The sequence below is a fragment of the Actinomadura sp. ATCC 39365 genome (assembly GCF_054392275.1).
Genome location: NZ_CP184335.1, coordinates 9,434,692 through 9,455,977 on the forward strand (window position 1 = coordinate 9,434,692; position 21,286 = coordinate 9,455,977).

Consider the following 21,286-nt stretch of genomic DNA (forward strand, 5'->3'; position numbering starts at 1 on the left):
AATGTTTCGACATAGGGTTGCAAGATAACGACTAGGTCACCGGAAGACGTTCTCAGGACGAGCCGCGAACCCGTCCCGTCGAGGCCCTGACCACCAGCTCCGGGTCGAAGAGCAGCTCGTCGGCGGGCACCACGTGCTTGTCGATCTGCGCGATGAGCAGGTCGACGGCGGCCCGGCCCATGGCGTCGATCGGCTGGCGCACGGTGGTCAGCGGCGGGTCGGTGCAGTTCATCAGGGCCGAGTCGTCGAACCCGACGACCGAGACGTCGTCCGGCACCGACAGGCCGGCCCGGCGCACGGCCCGCACCGCGCCGAGCGCGAGCATGTCGCTGGCGCACACGATGCCGGTCACGCCCCTGGCGACCAGCCTGGCGGCCGCCGCGTGGCCGCCCTCCAGCGAGTACATGCTGTGCTCGACCAGCGCGGGATCGACCTGCCCCACCACGGCGGCGAGCTTGCGCCGGGACGGCACGTGGTCGCGCGGCCCGAGCACCAGGCCCACCCGCTCGTGGCCGAGGCTGCGCAGGTGGCCGAGCGCGATCTCGGCGGCCACCACGTCGTCGGCCGACACCTGGGGGAACCCCAGGTGCTCGACGGCGGCGTTGACCAGGACGGTCGGCAGTTTGCGCTCGTAGAGCAGCTCGTAGTGCCCGTGGGAGGCGTCGGCCTGGGCGTAGTGGCCGCCGGCGAAGACGACGCCGCTGACCTGCTGGGAGAGCAGGAGGCTGACGTAGTCGGCCTCGCTCACCCCGCCGACCGTGCGGGTGCAGAGCACGGAGGTGAAGCCCTGCTGGGCCAGGGCGCCGCCGACGACCTCGGCGAACGCCGGGAAGATCGGGTTCTGCAGCTCGGGCAGCACCAGGCCGACCAGCCGGGCGCGGTCGCCGCGGAGCCGGGTCGGACGCTCGTACCCGAGCACGTCGAGGGCCGTGAGCACGGCCTCCCTGGTGGCCTCCGACACGCCGGGCTTGCCGTTGAGCACCCGGCTCACGGTCGCCTCGCTCATGCCGACCTTCTTGGCCACGTCTCCGAGTCGTCGGGTCATGCGCAAACTATACGACCAATCCCGCAAAGACTTGCAACCACTTGCGCCGGACCTTGCAGGCGATGAGCATGGATTCCACCGCTCTCGCACGAGCCGTGACCTGCCTGCTTCGCTGGAGCCAGGAAATCATGCTGTAGTCGATTATTTGCGAAATGAAGTAGAAACATTGCGGATTTCTAGGGGTCAACTTAAGGTGCGGGCAACCCTCCCCGCCCGACGAGAGGTGACACCCCCCATGAGACGCAAGCCCTCCCTCTTACGACCGCTCGCGGCGGCCGTGGCCGTCGCCCTGGCCCTGATCGGCTGGACGGCCCTGCCGGCCGCGGCCGCGGGCCCGAACCTGGCGGCCGGGAAACCGGTCACGGTGAGCAGCACCACCGACGTCTACGGCGGCGGCAACGCCACCGACGGCAACCAGGCCACCTACTGGGAGAGCGCCAACAACGCCTTCCCCCAGTGGATCCAGGTGGACCTCGGCTCGGCCGTCAGCGTGAACGAGGTGGTCCTGAAGCTGCCCTCCACGTGGGAGTCCAGGACGCAGACGCTGACGGTCCAGGGCGGCGCCGAAGGCTCGCCGCTCACGACGCTGTCGGCCTCGGCCGTGCGCACGTTCGCCCCGGCGGCGACGATCACCTTCACCGCGGCGACCGTCCGGTACGTCCGGGTGACGGTCACCGCCAACACCGGCTGGCCCGCCGCCCAGGTCTCGGAGTTCGAGGTGCGCGGCCCCGGCTCCGGCGACACCCAGGCCCCGTCCGCGCCGGGCGGCCTGGCCTTTACCGAGCCCGTCGCCGGCCAGATCAGGCTGACCTGGACCGCCGCCACCGACAACGTGGGCGTGACCGGCTACGACGTCTACGCCAACAACGCGCTGCGCGGCAGCGTCGCCGGGAACGTGCTGACCTACACCGACACCCAGCCCGGCACGCTGACGGTCTCCTACCAGGTCAGGGCCAGGGACGCGGCGGGCAACCAGTCACCGGCGAGCAACACCGTCACCCGCACCGGCAGCGGCGGCGGCTCCAACCTGGCCGCCGGCAAGCCGATCACCGCCTCCTCCTACGTGCACACCTACGTCGCCGCCAACGCCAACGACAACAGCGTGACGACGTACTGGGAGGGCGCGGGCGGCAGCTATCCGAACACGCTGACCGTGCAGCTCGGCGCGAACGCCGACGTCTCCTCGGTCGTGGTCAGGCTGGACCCGGCCGCCGTGTGGAGCACCCGCACCCAGACGTTCCAGGTGCTCGGCAGGGAGCAGGGCGCCTCGGGGTTCACGAACCTGGTCTCCTCGGCGGCGTACACGTTCGACCCGGCCTCGGGCAACACGGTGACGATCCCGGTCGGCGCGCGGGTGGCCGACGTGCGGCTCTCGTTCACGGCCAACACCGGGGCCCCGGCGGGGCAGGTGGCCGAGCTGCAGGTCATGGGCGTGCCCGCGCCGAACCCCGACCTGACCGTGACCTCGCTGTCCTGGTCGCCGCAGGCGCCGGTGGAGACCGACGCGGTCACGCTGTCGGCCGTGGTCAGGAACGCCGGCAACGCGGCGTCGGCCGCGACCGACGTCGCCTTCTCCCTCGGCGCCGGCAAGGTCGCCACCGCGAACGTGGGCGCGCTGGCCGCGGGCGCCTCGGCGACCGTGACCGCGAACATCGGCGCCCGGGACGCCGGCAGCTACCCGGTCACCGCCAAGGCCGACGACGCCGGGGCCGTCATCGAGCAGAACGAGTCCAACAACTCCCTCACCGGCCCGTCCCCGCTGGTCGTCAAGCCGGTGGACACCTCCGACCTGGTCGCCTCGCCGGTCTCCTGGACGCCGGGCAACCCGGCCGCCGGCAGCACGGTCGCCTTCTCGGTCGCGATCAGGAACCAGGGCACGGTGGCCTCCGCCGCCGGCGCGCACGGCGTCACGCTGACCGTCGCGAACGAGGCGGGCACGGTCGTCAGAACCCTGACCGGCGCCCACAGCGGCGCGATCGCCGCCGGCGCCACCACCGCCCCCGTCTCCCTGGGCACCTGGACGGCCACCAACGGCAGGTACACAGTGAAGACCGTCATCGCGAACGACGCCAACGAGCTGCCGGTCAAGCAGGCCAACAACACCAGCGTCCAGCAGCTCTTCGTCGGCCGCGGCGCGAACATGCCGTACGACACCTACGAGGCCGAGGACGGCGTGACCGGCGGCGGCGCGCAGGTCGTCGGCCCGAGCAGGGACGTCGGCACGGTGGCCGGCGAGGCGTCGGGCCGCCGTGCGGTGACGCTGAACCAGAACGGCTCCTACGTCGAGTGGACCACCAAGGCCGACACCAACACCCTGGTCACCCGCTTCTCCATCCCGGACGCCCCGGGCGGCGGCGGGACCAGCTCGACCCTGAACATCTACGTCAACGGCGCCTTCCACAAGGCCATCGACCTGACCTCGAAGTACGCCTGGCTGTACGGCGCGGAGGCGAGCCCCGGCAACTCGCCCGGCGCCGGCCCGGCCCGCCACATCTACGACGAGGCCAACGTCATGCTGAACGCCACGGTCCCCAAGGGCAGCAGGATCCGGCTGCAGAAGGACCCGGCCAACAACACGACCTACGCGATCGACTTCGTCAGCCTGGAACAGGTCTCGCCGGTCGCCAACCCCGACCCCGCGCACTACGCCGTACCGGCCGGGTTCTCCCAGCAGGACGTGCAGAACGCCCTGGACAAGGCGCGCCAGGACAGCAACCTGACCGGCGTCTACCTGCCCGCGGGCACGTACCAGACGACGGGCAAGTTCCAGGTGTACGGCAAGGCCGTCAAGGTGGTCGGCGCGGGCCCCTGGTACACCAGGTTCGTCTCGCCCTCGGGCCAGGACGGCACCGACGTCGGCTGGCGCACCGAGGCGTCGTCGAACGGCTCGACGTTCGCCGGGTTCGCCCACTTCGGCAACTACACCTCGCGCATCGACGGCCCCGGCAAGATCTTCGACCTGTCGAAGGTCTCGAACATCACGATCGACGACATCTGGGTCGAGCACCAGATCTGCATGTTCTGGGGCACGAACGTCGACCACGTCACGATCAGGAACTCGCGCATCAGGAACACCTTCGCCGACGGCGCCAACTTCACCAACGGCAGCACGAACAACCTGATCACCAACGTCGAGACCCGGGCCACCGGCGACGACAGCTTCGCGCTGTTCGCGGCGATCGACAACGTCAACGCCGACCAGTCCGGCAACGTCTTCGAGAACATCACCTCACTGCTGACCTGGCGGGCCGCGGGCGTCGCGGTGTACGGCGGCCAGAACAACGTCGTGCGCAACGCCTACATCGCCGACACCCTGGTCTACTCGGGCATCACGATCAGCTCGCTGGACTTCGGCATCCCGATGCGGGACTTCGGGCCGGGCCAGACGAAGTTCGAGAACATCTCGCTCGTGCGCTCCGGCGGGCACTTCTGGGGGCAGCAGACGTTCCCGGCGCTGTGGATCTTCTCCGCCTCCAAGAAGTTCACCGCGATCCGGGTCACCGACGTGGACATCGTGGACCCGACCTACAGCGGGATCATGTTCCAGACCGGCTACTCCGGCCCGAGCACGCCGCTGAACCCGGTCACCGACACCGTGTTCACGAACGTGTCGATCTCGGGGGCGCACCGCAGCGGCGACGCCTTCGACGCCAAGTCGGGCTTCGGCATCTGGGTCAACGAGCTGCCCGAGCCGGGGCAGGGCCCGGCGGTCGGCTCGGCCACGTTCGGCAATCTGCGGCTGAGCGACAACGCGACCGATATCCGCAACACGACGAGCACGTTCACGCTCAACGTGAACTGAGCGCGTCGCGACGTGCCGTCCGGGTCCGCGGGGGCCCGGACGGCACGTCCGTGATATGACCCAAGTGGTATGCAAGCTCCGTGGACAACTTTAAAGTTTCTTTACATAATCCGATGAACCCGCTGGTCGCGGGCCCGCGCTCGGGCGACGAAAGGGTTGTCCACCATGAAGCGAACGCGCCGTCTCCTCGTCGTGCTGCTGGCCTCCGTCCTGGCGGCACTGGGCGTCCTCGTCGTCCAGACCTCCGCCCAGGCGGCCAACCTCCTCACCAATCCGGACTTCGAGACCGGATCCCTGTCGCCGTGGTCGTGCACCGGCGGGCTGGGGTCGGTGGTCTCCACCCCGGTCCACTCCGGCACCAAGGCGCTGGCCGCGGCGGCCAGCGGGTCCGACACCGCGCAGTGCACCCAGTCGGTGTCGGTGCGGCCGAGCACGACGTACACGCTGAGCGCGTGGGTGCGCGGCAGCTACGTCTACCTCGGCGTGACCGGCGGCTCCTCCTCCTGGACGTCGTCGGCGGGGGCGTACACGCAGCTCACCGTGTCGTTCACGACCACCGCGAGCCAGAGCACCGCGGTCATCTTCCTGCACGGCTGGTACGGGCAGGGCACCTACTACGCCGACGACGTCAGCTTCGACGGCCCCGGCGGCACCGCCTCCCCCACGATCACCCCGACCGTGACGCCGACCGTCACGCCCACGGTCACCCCGACCGTCACCCCCACCGTGACCCCGACGGTGACGCCCACGGTCACGCCGACCGTGACGCCGACCGACACCACCTGCCCGACCAAGCCGCGCCCGGCCGGCAAGGTGATCCAGGGCTACTGGGAGAACTGGGACGGCGCGATCAACGGCGTGCACCCGCCGCTCGGCTGGATCCCGATCACCGACCCGCGCATCAAGGCGCACGGCTACAACGTGATCAACGCCGCGTTCCCCGTCATCCGCTCCGACGGCACCGTGCTGTGGGAGGACGGCATGGACGCCACCGTCAAGGTCGCCACCCCGGCCGAGATGTGCCAGGCCAAGGCCGCGGGCGCGACGATCCTCATGTCCATCGGCGGCGCGGCGGCCGGCATCGACCTCGGCTCCAGCGCCGTCGCCGACCGCTTCGTGGCGACCGTCGTGCCGATCCTGAAGAAGTACAACTTCGACGGCATCGACATCGACATCGAGACCGGCCTGACCGGCGGCGGCAGCATCACCCAGCTCTCCGCCTCGCAGTCGAACCTCATCCGGATCATCGACGGCGTGCTCGCCCAGATGCCGGCCGGGTTCGGCCTGACCATGGCGCCGGAGACGGCGTACGTGACGGGCGGCAGCGTGACGTACGGGTCGATCTGGGGCGCGTACCTGCCGATCATCAAGAAGTACGCCGACAACGGCCGCCTGTGGTGGCTGAACATGCAGTACTACAACGGCAGCATGTACGGCTGCTCCGGCGACTCCTACTCCGCCGGCACCGTGCAGGGCTTCACCGTGCAGACCACCTGCCTGAACAACGGCCTGACCATCCAGGGCACGACGATCACCGTGCCCTATGACAAGCAGGTGCCGGGCCTGCCCGCGCAGCCGGGCGCCGGCGGCGGATACATGGCCCCCTCGCTGGTGTCGCAGGGCTGGAACGCCTTCAACGGCCAGCTCAAGGGCCTGATGACCTGGTCGATCAACTGGGACGGCTCGAAGGGCTGGACGTTCGGGGACAACGTCAAGGGCCTGCAGGGTCGCTAGGGACAGGACGCGGCGGCCTTCCGGCACGCCAGGGGCGCCGGAAGCGCCGCCGTGTCCGCGAGATAACGCTTGGCTGTGAATCCGGCCCACTGGTTTGCCGCGTTTGCGGGGGCATGGAACGCTCTAGGCAAAAAGCGCCGAGGACCAGGTGGGGATTCAGGTGTCAACAGTAAGCGGGAGGACGGCGGCGCGGCGTTCTGGCCGGTTGGCCACCTGCGTCATGGGGTTCGCCGCCATGGCGCTGCTCGCGGCCGGCTGCTCCCTCGGCGCCACCGCCGGCCAGGAGACCACCGGCGCCCAGCCGCCGGCGGCGTCCTCGCCCGCCGCCACCGCCAAGGCGCTCAAGCCGCCGCCCGTGGACGCCGACTGGCCGCGCTGGGGCCTGACCCACACCGGCGTCAGCGCCAACAACATCACCCCGCGCCTGGAGCAGGACGTCGCCCGCGCGCTGTCCGAGACGCCGATGCTGCAGAACCAGCACATCATGGGCTTCGGGGCGCTCAACCCCGAGCCGCGGCGGGGCGAGTACTTCTGGGAGGACCTCGACAGCCGGACGAACTTCATGCGGGAGTCCGGCGGCACCGGCGTCATCACGCTGTGCTGCGCCCCCGACTGGATGAAGGGCGGCCCCGAGGGCCCGACCGAGGAGTCGGCCTGGAAGGAGCACCTGGAGGACGCGCCGTACCCGGAGCACTTCGACGACTTCGCCAAGCTGGCGGCGACCGTGGCCGAGCGCTACCGGGACGTGAAGTACTTCATGGTCTGGAACGAGTTCAAGGGCTTCTGGCGTGACCACAAGAAGCCCGCGGACTTCAAGGGCTACACCGAGCTGTACAACAAGGTGTACGACGCGGTGAAGGCGGTCCGTCCGGACGCCAAGATCGGCGGGCCGTACCTGGGCTTCGACAGCGACAGCAAGGGCGACACCGAGTTGCGCGGCCCGTGGGGGGCGGTCAACCAGCACGCCCTCGACGCCTTCGAGTACTGGTTCAAGCACAAGAAGGGCGCCGACTTCGTCGTCGTGGACGGCGCCTCCCCCACCGAGACCCACGAGCTGCTGCCGGACGCGTTCGGCGCCCTGGGCAAGTTCGGCGCGATCACCAAGTGGCTGCGCGAGAAGACCGGCGACCTGCCGGTGTGGTGGTCGGAGTGGTACTTCGTGCCCGAGGACGGCACCGTCTGGGACGAGCCCATGCGGCTGGCCGTGCAGGCCGTCTCGATGATGGAGTTCGCCCAGAGCGGCGCGAGCACGGCCCTGTACTGGAACCCGCAGGCCAAGGACGGCGAGTGCCGGGCCTGCATGTGGGAGCCGCGGACGGGCGCGCTGATGCCCACCGGCAAGCTGGTCAGCGACTTCACCCGCTGGTTCCCGGCGGGCGCCGAGCTGGAGCCGGTCACCTCCTCCGACCGGCGGGTGCGGGTGCTGGCCCAGCCCCGGCAGCTCCTCGCGGTCAACACCGCCGGCAAGCAGGTCACCACGACGGTGGACGGCAAGGAGCTGACGCTCAAGCCGTACGAGATCAAGTGGAGCGACCGCTAGCCGGAGGCGGCACGCGGTGATCACACGGGCGAGATGGCGGTCCGGTATGACGGCCGCCATTGATCCGGCTGACTCGCCTTGACACGATGCGCAAGATCCCGTGTCAATCCACCGAGGGAACTTGCGCATGTTGAAGCTCCGACCAGGGCTGAGCGCGCTCGTCGTGATCGCGTCGCTCAGCCTGACGACGCCGCCCTCGCAGGCGGCACCGCGCAGCGCGCCCGCCTGCGCGCCCGGCACGACCGTCACCACCGACTCGGGCCAGGTGTGCGGGATCGCGGGCGAGGGCCTGCGCTCCTGGCTCGGCATCCCCTACGCCGCCCCGCCCGTCGGCGACCTGCGCTGGACGCCCGCGCGCCGGGCCACGCCCTGGCCCGGCGTGTTCTCCGGCACCGGGCGGGGCAGCCCGTGCCCGCAGGCGGAGCTGCTCGGCTCCCCCTCCGAGGACGAGGACTGCCTCAAGCTCAACGTCGCCGCCCCCGACGGGGCCCGGAATCTGCCCGTCATGGTGGAGTTCCACGGCGGCGGCTTCCGGTACGGCGCCCCCTCCGACGGCTCCTACCTGGCCAGGGCGGGCAACGTCGTGCACGTCGGCGTCGGCTACCGGCTGGGCATCCTGGGCTTCGTGTCACACCGGGCCTTCGGCCGGAACGCCGGCAACTACGCCCTGTCCGACCAGCAGGAGGCGCTGCGCTGGGTGCGGCGCAACATCGGCCGCTTCGGCGGCGACCCCGGCAACGTGACGATCTTCGGGGCCAGCGCCGGCGGGTCGAGCGTCTGCGCGCACACGGCGTCACCGACCGCGAAGGGCCTGTTCGAGAAGGGGATCGTGCAGAGCGGCGAGTACAACTCGCTGCGCGGCGTGAACACCTTCTGGCAACCGCAGGACTGCAAGGCCGAGCTGCCCACGCAGGCCGAGGCGCAGGCCCAGGGCGGCAGGTTCGCCGCCGCGCTCGGCTGCGAGCAGGCCGCCGACCCGGCCGCGTGCCTGCGGGCCAAGCCGGTCAAGGCGCTGCTCGACCAGTCCTCCGACGGGCTAGGCCCGGACCGCGGGACGATCGCCCCCATCGTGGACGGCCGCATCCTGACCATGTCGCCGTCCCGGGCGTTCGCCAGGGGGAAGGTCAACAAGGTCGCCCTCATGCGCGGCGTGGGCCGCGACGAGGTCCAGCTCCCCGCCGCGAACACCCCGGACGAGTACGAGACCCTGGTCCGCCAGCAGTACGGCCCCCTCGCCCCCGAGGTGCTCGCCCGCTACCCGCTGGCCAGGTTCCCCGCCCCGGCGGCGTTCATCGCGTACCGGACGATCGTGGCCGACAGCAACTCGGTCTGCCCGGCGCTGCTCAACGACGAACGGCTGGCCGCGCACATCCCGGTGTACGCCTTCCAGGTGGACAACACCGACGCGCCGCCGCTGTTCTTCCTCGACCAGACCAAGCCGAACGGCGCCTTCCACATCAGCGAGGTGCCCTTCCTGTACTCCGACGTCAAGGACATGGACGCCAACCAGCGCTCCTTCGGCGCCCAGCTCGTCGCCCAGTGGACGGGCTTCGCCCGTACCGGCGACCCGACCGCGGAGGGGACCCCGCTCTGGCCCCGCTACACCCGCACCGACCCCGCCGTCATGTCCCTGGCCCCGGCCGGTGACAGCCAGGTGACGCGGGAGATCGCCAGGCAGCACCACTGCGCGTTCTGGAACAAGGAGGCGACCTCATGATCCGGCTGCTGACCGCGCTCTGCCTCGCGCTGCTGCAGGGCCCGGCGCCCGCGCAGGCGGCGACCGGAGGCGACTGGCCCATGTGGCAGCAGGGCCCGCTGGGCTGGCGGCACAACGCGGCCGAACGCGCGATCAACCCGCGCACGGTCGGCGGCCTCGCGCTGAAGTGGGCCTTCGCCTATCCCAAGGAGGCCGGCACGCCGCGCAGCCAGCCCGCCGTCGTGGGCGACACCGTGTACTTCGGCTCCCCCGAAGGCAAGCTGTACGCCAGGGACGCCGCCACCGGCGCCGCCCGCTGGGAGTTCGACCTGACCACCGTCGGCACCGGCCGCACCCAGGTGCAGGACGGCCCGGCCGTGGCCAGGGGCAAGGTGTACTTCGGCGACGTGCGCGGCTGGTTCTACGCCGTCGACCAGCGCACCGGCCGCCTGGCCTGGGCCCGCAGGCTCGACGACACCATCACGGCGATCGTGACCAGCTCGCCCCTGGTCTTCGGCGACCGCGTCTACGTCGGCGTCTCCAGCGGCGAGAACATCATCGGCAAGGAGCACGCCTGCTGCACCTTCCGCGGCCACCTCGACGCCATGGACGCCGACACCGGCCGCCCGGTCTGGCGCTTCAACACCGTCCCGAAGGCCCGCCAGGACGGCACCTGGCCCAACGGCGTCCCCCGGTACGCCCCCTCGGGCGGCGGCGTGTGGAGCTCCCCGGCCCTCGACCCGGTCACCCGCACCCTGTACGTCGGCACCGGCCAGAACTACACCGGCAGCGCCGGCCACTACGACTCGGTGCTGGCGCTGGACATCGACACCGGCCGCCCGCGCTGGACCCGGCGGATGACCGACGTGGACACCTGGCGGCTGGAGTGCTCGCTGCCCACCCCCGAGGACCGCGAGTACTGCCCCAACTTCCCCGACGGCACCGCGCTCGACTTCGACCTCGGGGCCGCGCCCAACCTGTTCAGGGCGGGCGGGCGCGCCCTGGTCGGCATCGGGCAGAAGGCGGGCGTCTACCACGTGCTCGACGCCCGTACCGGGAAGATCGTCTGGCAGCGGCAGCTGTCCGAGCCGATGCCCGGCGGCGGCCTGTCCGGCGTCCAGTGGGGCACCTCCTTCGACGGGCAGCGCCTGTACGTGGCCACGTACATGGCCCGGCCCGGCACCCTCTTCGCCCTCGACCCGGCGACCGGGCACCTGTTGTGGGAGACGCCCAACCCGGCCGACGGCTGCGCCACCGGTGGCGCGGCCCAGTACCCACAGGTCTGCCAGCTCGGCCACACCCCGGCCGTCTCCAGCACGCCCGGCCTGGTCTGGGAGGGCAGCATGGACGGCAAGATGCGGGCCTACTCGGCGCGCACCGGCGAGGTCGTGTGGGCCTACGACACCATGCAGGAGGTGCAGGGGGTCAACGGCCTGACCGGGCGCGGCGGGGCCGTCTCGGGCGGCGGCGGGGCCGTGGTGTCGCACGGCATGCTGTTCGTCCAGTCCGGGTACTCCTTCACGCCGTACCCGAACCCGTACGGGTCGGTGTTCCTGGCCTTCAGCCTTCCGTAGGCGCCGCCGGGGCGGTCGAGCCGCGCACCACCAGCTCGGTCGCCAGCTCGACGTGGTGGGAGTCGATGCGCTCGCCGGCCGCCAGCCGCAGCGCGGTGCGCAGGGCCGCCCGGCCCATCTCGCGCAGCGGCTGGCGCACGGTGGTGAGCTGCGGCGAGGCCATCCGCGCGATCTGGGTGTCGTCGAAGCCGACGATGCTCAGGTCCTCCGGGATGCGCAGGCCGCGCGACCTGGCGGCCTCCATGACCCCGAGCGCGATCTCGTCGCAGCCGGCGAAGATCGCGGTCGGGGGCTCCGGCAGGTCGAGCACGCTCGCGCCGTTGACCAGGCCGTCCTGGTAGTGGAAGTGGGCGGTGCGGACGTAGCCGGGCGGCTCGGGCGCGCCGGCCGCCTCCAGCGCCGCGCGGTAGCCGTGCAGGCGGGCCTGGTTGCAGGCCGAGGTCGGCGGGCCGCCGATGTAGGCGATGCGGCGGTGGCCCAGGGACAGCAGGTGCTGGGTGGCGGTCAGGCCGCCGGCGAAGTTCGTCGAGCCGACGCTGGTCACGCTGGTGGTCGGCAGGTTGAGCGGGTCGATCACGACCAGCGGCAGCCGGGCCCGCGTCAGCGCCCCGAGCTGCGCGCCGGTCAGCTCGCTGGTCACCACGATGAGCGCCCGCCGCCCGGCGGCGACCAGGTCGCGCGCCCAGCCGCCGGTGCGCTGGTGGCTCTTCCTGATGCTGACGACGACCGACGTCTCCAGCTCGTCGCCGGCCTCGATCGCGCCGTGGATGATCTCGGTGGAGTAGGCGTTGAGGTCGTCGTCGAACTGCACCTCGACCGTGGCGGGGCCGCCCGCCTCGCCGCGGCGCGGCGTGGCGGGCACGTAGTCGTGCTGCTGGAGCAGCGACTGCACCAGCGAACGGGTCGCCGGGGCCACGTCGCTGCGGCCGTTGAGCACCTTGGAGACGGTGGCGACGGACACGCCGGCCGAGGCCGCGACGGTGGCCAGCGTGGCGCGCCTAGGAGCCGGCATCTGTTCCTCCTCGGATCTCCACGGGTGTGACCAGCCGCCTGCCCGCGCCGGCGGGCCGCGCCGGCCCGGTCAGCCGGACCACGCCGCGGCACGGCAGGTCGGCGGCGGACGTGCCGACGAGCACCTCGACGTCTCCGGGCTCCACGACGCGCCGCAGGTCGCGCCCGGTGAAGGCGGTCCTGTCGGTGTGGACGAGGAAGGAGACCCGCCTGCTCTCCCCCGGTTCGAGGCGCACCCTGGCGAAGCCGGTGAGCTGCTTCACCGGCCTGGTGACCTGGGCGAGGACGTCGTGCAGGTAGAGCTGCACGACCTCGTCGCCCGCCCGGCCGCCGGTGTTGGCGACGCGGACCGAGACGGTGAACTCGCCGTCGGTCGGGACCTCGGCGGCGCTGAGCCGCAGGTCGCCGACCTCGAAGGAGGTGTAGGAGCGGCCGTGCCCGAAGGGGAACAGCGGGGTGGGATCGAGGTTGCTGATGCCCTTGCTGTCGGCTCCGAGCGGGGGCTGCAGGTAGGTGCCCGGCTGCCCGCCAGGATGGCGGGGTATCTGCACGGGAAGCTTGCCTCCAGGCTGGACACGACCGCTCAGTATACCGGCGATCGCCCCGCCGCCCTCCTCTCCCGGCATGAACGCCTGGACCAGCCCGGCGGCTCCGGCGTGCACCTCGCCCAGCGCGTACGGGCGGCCCGAGACGACCACCACGACCACCGGCGTGCCCGTCGCGAACAGGTCGGCCAGCAGGTCGGCCTGGAGGCCGGGCAGCCGCAGGTCCTCGGCGTCGCAGCCCTCGCCCGACGTGCCCTGGCCGAACAGGCCGGCCAGGTCGCCCACGACCGCGACGCACAGGTCGGCCGCGCGGGCCGCGGCGGCCGCCGCGGCGAAGCCGGACCGGTCGCCGCCCTGGACCGCGCACCCCGGCTCGTGCACGATCTCGGCGCCGGGCAGCTCGGCGCGCAGCGCGTCCAGCACGGTCGGGGCCTCGACGCCGAGCCCGAGCCCGGGGTGGCGGGGCAGCACGTGGTTGGGGAAGGCGTAGCAGCCCATGAACGTGCGCGGGTCGTCGGCGCACGGGCCGACGACGGCGATCCGGCCGAGACCCGCGCCCAGCGGCAGCGCGGTCCCGGCGTCGAGCAGCACGATCGAGCGTTCGGCCAGCTCGCGGGCGAGGGCTCGGTTGGCGGCCGAGTCCAGTTCGACGTCCTGCGCGCCGGCGACCGAGCCCTCCGGCGTCCAGCCGGGGTCGAGCAGGCCGAGCTGCACCTTCTGGGTGAGCAGCCGGCGCGCGGCCCGGTCGATCAGCGACTCGGGCAGCTCGCCCCGGCGCACCCGCTCGACCAGGTGGGGGCCGAAGCCGAGGGTGTCGGGCAGCTCGACGTCCACGCCCGCGGCGAGCGCCTGTGCCCCCGCGTCCTGCGGGCCGGCGGCCACCTGGTGCATGGTCGCCAGGAACGGGACCGCCCAGTAGTCGGACACGACGGTGCCGGTGAACCCCCACTCCTCGCGCAGCAGCTCGGTCAGCAGCCAGGAGTCGACGGCGGCGGGCACGCCGTCCACGTCGGAGTAGGAGTTCATCACCGAACGGGCGCCGCCCAGGGTGATCGCCGCCTCGAACGGCGGCAGGATCATGTCCGTCAGCTCGCGGCGGCCCATCGGCACCGGGCCGTGGTTGCGGGCGGCCCGCGAGGCCGAGTACCCGGCGAAGTGCTTGAGCGTGGCGATCACGCCGGCGCCCTCCAGGCCGCGCACGTACGCCGCGCCGAGCATCGAGACGAGGTACGGGTCCTCGCCCATCGTCTCCTCGACCCGGCCCCACCGGTAGTCGCGGACCACGTCGAGCACCGGGGACAGGCCCTGGTGGACGCCCACGGCGCACATGTCCCGCCCGATGGCCGCGGCCATGCGCTCGACCAGGCCGGGGTCGAAGGTGGCGGCCCAGGCGATGGCCGCCGGGTAGACGGTGGCGCCGTAGGTGGTGAAACCGGTCAGGCATTCCTCGTGCACGAGGGCGGGGATGCCGAGCCTGGACAGGCCGACGACCTCGCGTTGCAGCCGCACCACCTCGGCGGCGCCCTCGGCCGCCGTCACCGGGACGCTGCCGAACACGCGGGTCAGGTGGCCGAGCCCGTGCCGGGCGGCCTCGCTCAAGGGGACGGTGCCGGAGGCCGCGAAAACGTCCTGCATGGGGGCCACGTTGTGGGTGCCCTTGCCGTCCGGGTCGGGGGCGGGGGCCGCCTCCTCGTGCGCCATGTCGTTGCCCACCCATCGGCTGCCGAGCTGGGCGACCTTCTCCTCCAGCGTCAACTCCTGAAGGAGGGCCTCGACGCGCTCGGCCACGGGAAGCGCCGGGTCCAGCCACGGACCGAGGACCCGATCCGCCGGGGTCCGATCTAGAGCCGTCATGAACTGCACTCCTTCAAGAGTTCCTGCCGCAAAGTTTCGAAACATTTCGGAGCTGGGCCTGCCACCTGCACAATGCCGCAACCAGGGCAGAATAGCCAGCTAGATGACCGCGTGAGATTACTACACAGGCCCGGCAGCCGCCCAGCTCCGGTTTCCACGTAGGAGGTCTTGACAGGGTAATGGTCGAAATCTAGATTGACGTGCCGCGCGGTCATGTCGCAAATGTTTCGACTAGTTCACTCAACGGCGAGCGGACGAGCGGCATTGGGGGGTTTGCCGATCCGACCGCCGGCCAACGCGTCCCAAGGACAACCGAGCCGCGGCCAGGCCACGGCATTCGAGTACGGAGATCAGCGTGGAGACCAGGACAACCTCTCGCCGCACCTTCCTCAGCCTCTCGATGGGGCTGCCCCTGGGAGCCGCGCTCGCCGCCTGCGGCACGTCCGGCCCCACCCGCGCGGGTGGCGGCGGACCGACCGGCGGTGGTGGCGGCGGCGCCAAGGCCACCTACTGGTACCTGTCGGTCGAGCCGCAGGAAGGCGTGCGCCGCCGGGCGATAGAGCGCTTCAACAAGGCCAACCCCAACACCCCGATCGAGGGCACGGCGTTCCAGAACGACGCCTACAAGACCAAGATCAAGACGGCCATCGGCGCCGGCCAGGCCCCCACGCTGATCTGGGGCTGGGGCGGCGGCACGCTGCGCAGCTACGTGCAGGCGGGCCAGGTCGAGGACCTCACGTCCTGGTTCTCCGAGAACGCCGCCGTCAAGGACCGGCTGTTCCCCTCCTCCTTCGGCGCGGCCACCGTGGACGGCAAGATCTACGCGATGCCGTGCGAGACCGTGCAGCCGATCGTCCTGTACTACAACAAGGAGGTCCTGGAGAAGGTCGGCGTGCAGCCCCCGACGACCTGGGGCGAGATCATGGACATCGTGCCCAAGATCAACGCCAAGGGCATCGCGCCGTTCTCGCTCGGCGGCCAGTCGCGCTGGACCAACATGATGTGGCTGGAGTTCCTGTTCGACCGGATCGGCGGCCCCGAGGTGTTCCAGGCGGTGTTCGACGGCCAGAAGGACGCCTGGTCCAACCCCGCCGCCCTGGACGCCCTGACCAAGATGCAGGACCTGATCAAGGCGAACGGCTTCATCAAGGGCTTCTCCTCCATCACCGCCGACTCCAACGCCGACCAGGCGCTGCTCTACACCGGCAAGGCCGCGATGATGCTGCACGGCGGCTGGACGTACGGCGGCATGAAGAACGACGGCGGCGACTTCGTCCCCGGCGGCCACCTCGGCTACATGAACTTCCCGCCCGTGGACGGCGGCAAGGGCGACCCGAGCAACACCGTCGGCAACCCCGGCCAGTACCTGTCGATCTCCGCCAAGGCCACCCCCGAGCAGAAGGAGATCGCCAAGAAGTTCCTCACCAGCGGCGTGCTCGACCAGACCGAGGTCAAGGAGTGGGCGGACACGGGCGCCGTGCCGATCGTCAAGGGCGCCGACGCGGCCTTCGCCTCCTCCCCCGACGCCGAGTTCCTGAAGTTCGTCTACGGCATCGCCAGCAACGCCAAGACCTTCGCCCAGTCGTGGGACCAGGCGCTCAGCCCGACCGCCGCCGAGGTGCTGCTGGACAACATCGCCAAGCTGTTCCAGCTGTCCATCTCGCCGCAGCAGTTCCAGACGAACATGAACGCGGTCATCGGCAAGTGAGCGTGATCCCGATCCCCGCCGGGCGGCGGGCGCCGACGGCGGCCGGGCGAGGGGGCCGCGGCTCCCTCGCCTGGCTGGCCGTCCCGGCGTTGCTGCTCTTCGTCGCCTTCGGCGTGATCCCGCTGATCGGGGTCCTCGTCCTCAGCTTCACCTCCTGGGACGGGCTCGGCGACATCGGCTTCGCCGGCCTGTCGAGCTGGCAGGCCGTGCTGGCCGACCCCGGGCTGCCGCACGCGCTGTGGGTGACGTTCCTGGTGATGGCCGCGTCCTGGGCGGTGCAGACGCCGGCCAGCATCCTGCTCGGGGTGTTCCTGGCCGGCCGGCAGCGCTACCGGGCCGTGCTGTCGGTGTTCTACTTCATCCCGCTGCTGCTCAGCTCGGCCGCCGTCGCCATCACCTACAAGGCGCTGCTGGACCCGAACTTCGGGCTCGGCGCCGGGCTCGGCCTCGACCTGCTGGCCCAGGACTGGCTGGGCGAGCCCGCCCTGGCGTTCAGTGTGGTCATCTTCGTGGTGTCGTGGCAGTTCATCCCGTTCCACTCGCTGATCTATCAGGGCGGCGTGCGGCAGATCCCGCGCTCGATGTACGAGGCCGCCCAGCTCGACGGCGCGGGCCGGGTGCGCACCTTCTTCAGCATCACGCTGCCCCAGCTCAAGTACACGATCATCACGTCCTCGACGCTGATGGTGGTCGGGTCGCTGACGTTCTTCGACCTGATCTTCGTGCTGACCGCGGGCGGTCCCGGCGACGCCACCCGGGTGCTCGCCCTGGACATGTACAAGCGGGGGTTCCAGGCCAACCTGATGGGCCCGGCCAGCGCGATCGCGGTCATCCTCGTCCTCGTGGGCCTGGCGCTGGCGCTGCTGCTGCGCCGCCTCGGCGGCCGCGACGCCGCGGCGAGCCAGCTGGAAGGGGCCTGACATGGCGACGACGCTGACGAAGCCGGCGCGGCCGGCCGCCGGGGCGTCCCGGCGGGCGGGTGGCCCGGCCGCCGCCCGCCGCAACTGGGTGGCCGGGGTGGCCGGGTGGATCTGGCTGGCGATCGTGGTGGTCCCGATCTACTGGATCGTCATCACCAGCTTCAAGGAGCAGAGCTCCTACTACGCCTCCAACCCGCTCGCGCCGCCGTCGGAGCCGACGCTGGGCGCCTACCGGATGGTGCTGGAGTCGGACTTCGCGCTGTACTTCCTCAACAGCCTCCTCCTCACCCTCGGCGCGGTGGTGCCCGCCGTCGGGGTGTCGTTCATGGCGGCGTACGCGATCGTGCGCGGCGGCGGGCGGTTCCTGCGCGGGGTGAACTCGTTGTTCCTCATGGGGCTGGCGATCCCGCTCCAGGCCACGATCATCCCGATCTACCTGATCATCATCCGGCTGCACCTGTACGACTCGCTGCTGGGCATGATCCTGCCCTCCATCGCGTTCGCGATCCCGCTGTCGGTGCTGGTGTTGTCGAACTTCATCAGGGACGTGCCCAAGGAACTGTTCGAGTCGATGCGGCTGGACGGCGCCACCGACTGGGGCATGCTCTGGCGGCTGACCTTCCCGCTGACCCGTCCGGCCGTGGTGACGGTGACGATCTACAACGCGCTGACGATCTGGAACGGCTTCCTGCTGCCGCTGATCCTGACCCAGAGCCCGGACAAGCGCACGCTGCCGCTGGCGTTGTGGACGTTCCAGGGCCAGTACAGCGTGAACGTGCCCGCCGTGCTCGCCTCGGTCGTCCTGACCACGCTGCCCATCCTGATCCTCTACGTGGTGGGCCGCCGTCAGCTGCTCAGCGGGCTGACCGCGGGCTTCGGCAAGTGAGCGACGGCCCTCCCCCGCGCCCGCTCGGGAGGGCCGTCCATCGCGGCGCGTACCAGGGCCTCGGCGTTCCCGGCCAGGGCCGCCCGCGCCGTCGGCCGTACGGTCGACGGCGCGGCGCGCAGGGGAGCCAGCAGGCGCACCTCGACGGTCAGCCGCCGGGTCGCGGCCACCCGCAGCACCGAGGCGAGCAGCGAGTCCTCGCCCACGTAGCAGGCGCGGGTCGAGGGCCGGCCGTCCTCGCGGTAGCGCAGCGTCGCGGGCCGTACGACGGCGCCCGCGTCGATCGCCGCCTGGAACACCGCCGGCCGGAAGTCGCCCATGCCGAGCCCGCACCACGTGGTGCCCTCGGGGAAGGCCACGACGGTGTCGCCCGCCCGCAGCGCCGCGGCCACGGCGGCGACCGCCGACGGCAGCGCGGACAGGCGTTCCCTGTCGATGAACAGCGCGCCCGAGCCCGCCGCCAGCGTGCGGACGACCGGCCAGGCGGCGATCTCCCGCTTGGCCAGCGGGCGCGAGGGCACGGCGGCCGCGATGACCAGCGGGTCCAGCCACGACACGTGATTGGCCACGACCAGCTCCCCGGCCCCCGCCCACTCGCCGTCCCGCGCCTGCTCGCCCGGCTTCCCGGCCTGCTCGTCCGGTTCTCCGGCGGCCAGGTCCAGGTGGATGCCGAGGGCGCGCAGCAGCAGCCGGGCCCACGTCCCGGTGACGCGCCCCCGCACGTCCGGGCGGGCGCGGCGGAGTGACAGCGCGAGCGGCCCCCCGGCCAGCACCACCAGGGCCGCCGCGAGCAGCCGCAGCGCCCGGCGGGCCACCCCAGCGCCGGCGACCGCCGCCCCCACGCACATGTCCGGCGTGCACGGGCCCGTACGCAGCCACGGGCCGGTCACGGCGTCCCGCCCAGGAAGTGACGCAGGTAGCGGGTGTTCACCTGGGCCATCGAGAGCAGCACGAAGAAGTCGGCCGTGCCGAAGTCCCGGTCGTGCGCGGGCGGCCCGCACACCCACGCGCCCAGCCGCAGGTAGCCGCGGAGCAGCGCGGGCGGCACGAACCGGTCGGAGCGCGGCGCGCCGTCGCCGAGCCAGGGCACGTGCGGCGTGACCCGGTGCTCCTCGGGGCCGAGCGGCACCCGCCCGGCCACCCCGGCCGCCAGCGCGCCGCCGTCGTCGAGCGGCACCGAGCAGCAGCCCGCCAGCCACTGGTGGCCGCCGTCCACCATGTACCGGGCGATCCCGGCCCACATCAGCGCGACCACCGCGCCGTCCCGGTGGTCCGGGTGCACGGTGGTACGTCCTGCTTCGACGAGGTCGTTCCGGATGGGGGCGAGGGCGCGCAGGTCGAACTCGCCGTCGGAGTAGAGCCGGTCGGACCGTCCCGGCGGCAGCAGCCGGTACGTCCCCACCACCCGCCGCCCCTCCCGTACCAGGAGGTGGTCGCAGTAGGCGTCGAACCGGTCCACGTCGAGGCCGGAGACCGGGCTGTCGAGCCGCGCCCCCATCTCCTCGGCGAAGACCTCGTACCGCAGCCGCTGGGCCGCCTGGAGGTCGGCGGGGCTCGTGGCCATGCCGACCGTGTACCGGCTCGTGTCAAGAGAGATCGTCATGGGCGCGGGGTCCTTCCCTGAAAGCGTCTCGCGACCATGTCGTCATGCCGACATGACGGCCGGCTCTCTCGTCGGGGGCACCCAGGCGTCGGAGCGGTGAACTAGCTCGCGGCCTCCTTCTCGCGGTCGCGGCGGTTGGCGTACAGGCTGGTCAGGGTGACCGTGGTCAGGACGGCGACGATCACGCCGAGCGAGGCGAGCGTCGGGATCTGCGGCAGCCAGTCCCAGACGCCGTGCGCCCAGTGCAGGATGAGCTTGACCCCGATGAAGGCCAGGATGACGCTCAGCCCGTGGTTGAGGTGGCGCAGCTTGGTCAGGACGCCCTGCAGCACGAAGTACAGCGCCCGCAGGCCCATCAGCGCGAAGGCGTTGGTGGCGAAGACCAGGAACGGGTCCTCGGTCACGCCGTACACGGCCGGCACGGAGTCCACGGCGAAGACGATGTCCGTGCCGAGGACGGCGACGGCGGCCAGGGCCAGCGGCGTCAGGGCCAGCCGCCCGCCCTCGCGCACGGCCAGCCGGGAGCCGCGGTAGTCGTCGGTGACCGGCACGAACCGGCGCACCAGCCGGACGCTGCGCATGGAGGAGATGTCCACCTGCTGCTCGTGGCCGCCGAGCACGTCCTTGAGGATCTTCCCGGCGGTGACGATGAGGATCGCGCCGAACAGCAGGAACGCCCACGTGCCGCTCTGCAGGGCGGCGGCGCCGAGCCAGATGAAGATGCCGCGCAGGACGAGCGCGCCCACGATCCCGTACAGCAGGACCTGCCGGGCCAGCGCGGGCGGGACGGCGAAGGCGGCCAGCAGCAACATGAACACGAACAGGTTGTCCACCGACAACGACTTCTCCACCACGAACCCGGTGAAGAACTCCACGGCGACGCCGCCGCCGTGGTCCGCCCACAGGTAGAAGCCGAAGATCACCGGCAGCACCAGGTAGAACACCGACCAGCCGGCCGCCTCGCGCATGCGGACCTCGTGCGGGCGCCTGGTCAAGAAAAGATCCAGCGCCAGCAGCAGCACGAGCCCGGCGATCGCGACCAGCCAGAGGGTGGGCGTGGCGATGGTGGTCAGGGCGGGGGCAGTCGGCAATGTGCCCGGGGGCATGGGTCCTCCTCGAACGCGCGTCATCGTTCGAGGTCTCCTTCGCCCGTGCGCCGATCGCGCGGGCGGCCGCCCGGGGACGTCTGGGACGTCCGTACTGACCGGGCCGGCGCTTGCGAAGTACTCCCCTCGGCACCCTCAGCCTAGGCGATGTCACGACATGTCACCACCTGTTGGCCCCCGCCATCTGCGCGGGCGCCCGCCCTCGCCCCGCCACCGGCCGCAGGCCCTCCCTACCGGCGGAACGTGACGAGAGCCTGACTGC

The 21,286-nt window shown here is 71.6% G+C and carries 14 protein-coding genes; 8 read left to right on the forward strand and 6 right to left on the reverse strand.

Going from position 1 to position 21,286, the window contains the following annotated elements:
• Positions 1-52: 52 nt before the first annotated feature.
• Entirely contained in the window at positions 53-1,045 is a 993-nt protein-coding gene (locus ACNF49_RS45210; protein WP_482941580.1) for a LacI family DNA-binding transcriptional regulator, read from the reverse strand.
• Between the two features lie 235 nt (positions 1,046-1,280).
• Between ACNF49_RS45210 and ACNF49_RS45215 the strand changes: the two genes are divergently transcribed.
• The 5 genes from ACNF49_RS45215 (at position 1,281) to ACNF49_RS45235 (ending at position 11,391) form a co-directional block, all read left to right on the forward strand.
• Positions 1,281-4,847, forward strand: a complete 3,567-nt coding sequence (locus tag ACNF49_RS45215) for a galactose-binding domain-containing protein (protein ID WP_482941581.1) — start codon at positions 1,281-1,283, stop codon at positions 4,845-4,847.
• A 165-nt stretch (positions 4,848-5,012) separates the two neighbouring features.
• A complete protein-coding gene (locus ACNF49_RS45220) occupies positions 5,013-6,581 on the forward strand; it encodes a carbohydrate binding domain-containing protein (protein ID WP_357979767.1) in 1,569 nt (522 codons plus the stop codon).
• Positions 6,582-6,786: 205 nt separating this feature from the next.
• Positions 6,787-8,121, forward strand: coding sequence for a xylan 1,4-beta-xylosidase (locus ACNF49_RS45225; RefSeq protein ID WP_482941582.1), 1,335 nt, complete (start codon positions 6,787-6,789; stop codon positions 8,119-8,121).
• Positions 8,122-8,248: 127 nt separating this feature from the next.
• Entirely contained in the window at positions 8,249-9,838 is a 1,590-nt protein-coding gene (locus ACNF49_RS45230) for a carboxylesterase/lipase family protein (RefSeq protein ID WP_482941583.1), read from the forward strand.
• Positions 9,835-11,391 (forward strand): outer membrane protein assembly factor BamB family protein, encoded by a 1,557-nt coding sequence (locus ACNF49_RS45235; RefSeq protein WP_482941584.1) that lies wholly within the window; start codon positions 9,835-9,837, stop codon positions 11,389-11,391. Before ACNF49_RS45230 ends, ACNF49_RS45235 begins: the two co-directional genes overlap by 4 nt.
• Here ACNF49_RS45235 and ACNF49_RS45240 read toward each other — a convergent pair.
• Both ACNF49_RS45240 and ACNF49_RS45245 read right to left on the reverse strand, forming a co-directional pair.
• Positions 11,378-12,403 carry a LacI family DNA-binding transcriptional regulator gene (locus ACNF49_RS45240; RefSeq protein ID WP_364336868.1) on the reverse strand — a complete coding sequence of 342 codons (1,026 nt, stop codon included), beginning with the start codon at positions 12,401-12,403 and terminating at the stop codon, positions 11,378-11,380. The two genes, ACNF49_RS45235 and ACNF49_RS45240, sit on opposite strands and share 14 nt — an antisense overlap.
• On the reverse strand, positions 12,390-14,801 hold the full coding sequence (locus ACNF49_RS45245; RefSeq protein ID WP_482941585.1) for a glycoside hydrolase family 3 N-terminal domain-containing protein: 2,412 nt from the start codon (positions 14,799-14,801) through the stop codon (positions 12,390-12,392). Before ACNF49_RS45245 ends, ACNF49_RS45240 begins: the two co-directional genes overlap by 14 nt.
• A 355-nt stretch (positions 14,802-15,156) precedes the next feature.
• On the opposite strand from ACNF49_RS45245, the gene ACNF49_RS45250 reads away from it, so the two are divergent.
• The 3 genes from ACNF49_RS45250 to ACNF49_RS45260 are packed head-to-tail and all read left to right on the forward strand — an operon-like array spanning position 15,157 to position 18,315.
• Positions 15,157-16,509 (forward strand): extracellular solute-binding protein, encoded by a 1,353-nt coding sequence (locus tag ACNF49_RS45250; RefSeq protein ID WP_482941586.1) that lies wholly within the window; start codon positions 15,157-15,159, stop codon positions 16,507-16,509.
• Positions 16,506-17,429: a carbohydrate ABC transporter permease gene (locus tag ACNF49_RS45255; RefSeq protein WP_357979753.1), complete on the forward strand. Its 924-nt coding sequence runs from the start codon at positions 16,506-16,508 to the stop codon at positions 17,427-17,429. The genes ACNF49_RS45250 and ACNF49_RS45255 overlap by 4 nt, the downstream gene beginning before the upstream one ends.
• A gap of 1 nt (position 17,430) precedes the next feature.
• Positions 17,431-18,315, forward strand: coding sequence for a carbohydrate ABC transporter permease (locus tag ACNF49_RS45260; protein ID WP_482941587.1), 885 nt, complete (start codon positions 17,431-17,433; stop codon positions 18,313-18,315).
• On the opposite strand, the gene ACNF49_RS45265 is transcribed toward ACNF49_RS45260, so the two are convergent.
• From ACNF49_RS45265 to ACNF49_RS45275, 3 genes are all read right to left on the reverse strand, one after another.
• On the reverse strand, positions 18,276-19,205 hold the full coding sequence (locus tag ACNF49_RS45265) for a lysophospholipid acyltransferase family protein (protein WP_482941588.1): 930 nt from the start codon (positions 19,203-19,205) through the stop codon (positions 18,276-18,278). The genes ACNF49_RS45260 and ACNF49_RS45265 overlap by 40 nt on opposite strands.
• On the reverse strand, positions 19,202-19,918 hold the full coding sequence (locus tag ACNF49_RS45270) for a GNAT family N-acetyltransferase (RefSeq protein WP_482941589.1): 717 nt from the start codon (positions 19,916-19,918) through the stop codon (positions 19,202-19,204). The genes ACNF49_RS45265 and ACNF49_RS45270 overlap by 4 nt, the downstream gene beginning before the upstream one ends.
• Before the next feature lie 101 nt (positions 19,919-20,019).
• Complete coding sequence (locus ACNF49_RS45275; protein ID WP_482941590.1) at positions 20,020-21,024, reverse strand: TerC/Alx family metal homeostasis membrane protein; 1,005 nt, start codon at positions 21,022-21,024, stop codon at positions 20,020-20,022.
• Positions 21,025-21,286: the final 262 nt, after the last annotated feature.

Coding starts and splice junctions, on each gene's coding strand:
- ACNF49_RS45210 (WP_482941580.1), bottom strand. CDS start 1,045: ATGACCCGACGACTCGGAGACGTGGCCAAGAAGGTCGGCATGAGCGAG.
- ACNF49_RS45215 (WP_482941581.1), top strand. CDS start 1,281: ATGAGACGCAAGCCCTCCCTCTTACGACCGCTCGCGGCGGCCGTGGCC.
- ACNF49_RS45220 (WP_357979767.1), top strand. CDS start 5,013: ATGAAGCGAACGCGCCGTCTCCTCGTCGTGCTGCTGGCCTCCGTCCTG.
- ACNF49_RS45230 (WP_482941583.1), top strand. CDS start 8,249: ATGTTGAAGCTCCGACCAGGGCTGAGCGCGCTCGTCGTGATCGCGTCG.
- ACNF49_RS45235 (WP_482941584.1), top strand. CDS start 9,835: ATGATCCGGCTGCTGACCGCGCTCTGCCTCGCGCTGCTGCAGGGCCCG.
- ACNF49_RS45240 (WP_364336868.1), bottom strand. CDS start 12,403: ATGCCGGCTCCTAGGCGCGCCACGCTGGCCACCGTCGCGGCCTCGGCC.
- ACNF49_RS45245 (WP_482941585.1), bottom strand. CDS start 14,801: ATGACGGCTCTAGATCGGACCCCGGCGGATCGGGTCCTCGGTCCGTGG.
- ACNF49_RS45260 (WP_482941587.1), top strand. CDS start 17,431: ATGGCGACGACGCTGACGAAGCCGGCGCGGCCGGCCGCCGGGGCGTCC.
- ACNF49_RS45270 (WP_482941589.1), bottom strand. CDS start 19,918: ATGACGATCTCTCTTGACACGAGCCGGTACACGGTCGGCATGGCCACG.
- ACNF49_RS45275 (WP_482941590.1), bottom strand. CDS start 21,024: ATGCCCCCGGGCACATTGCCGACTGCCCCCGCCCTGACCACCATCGCC.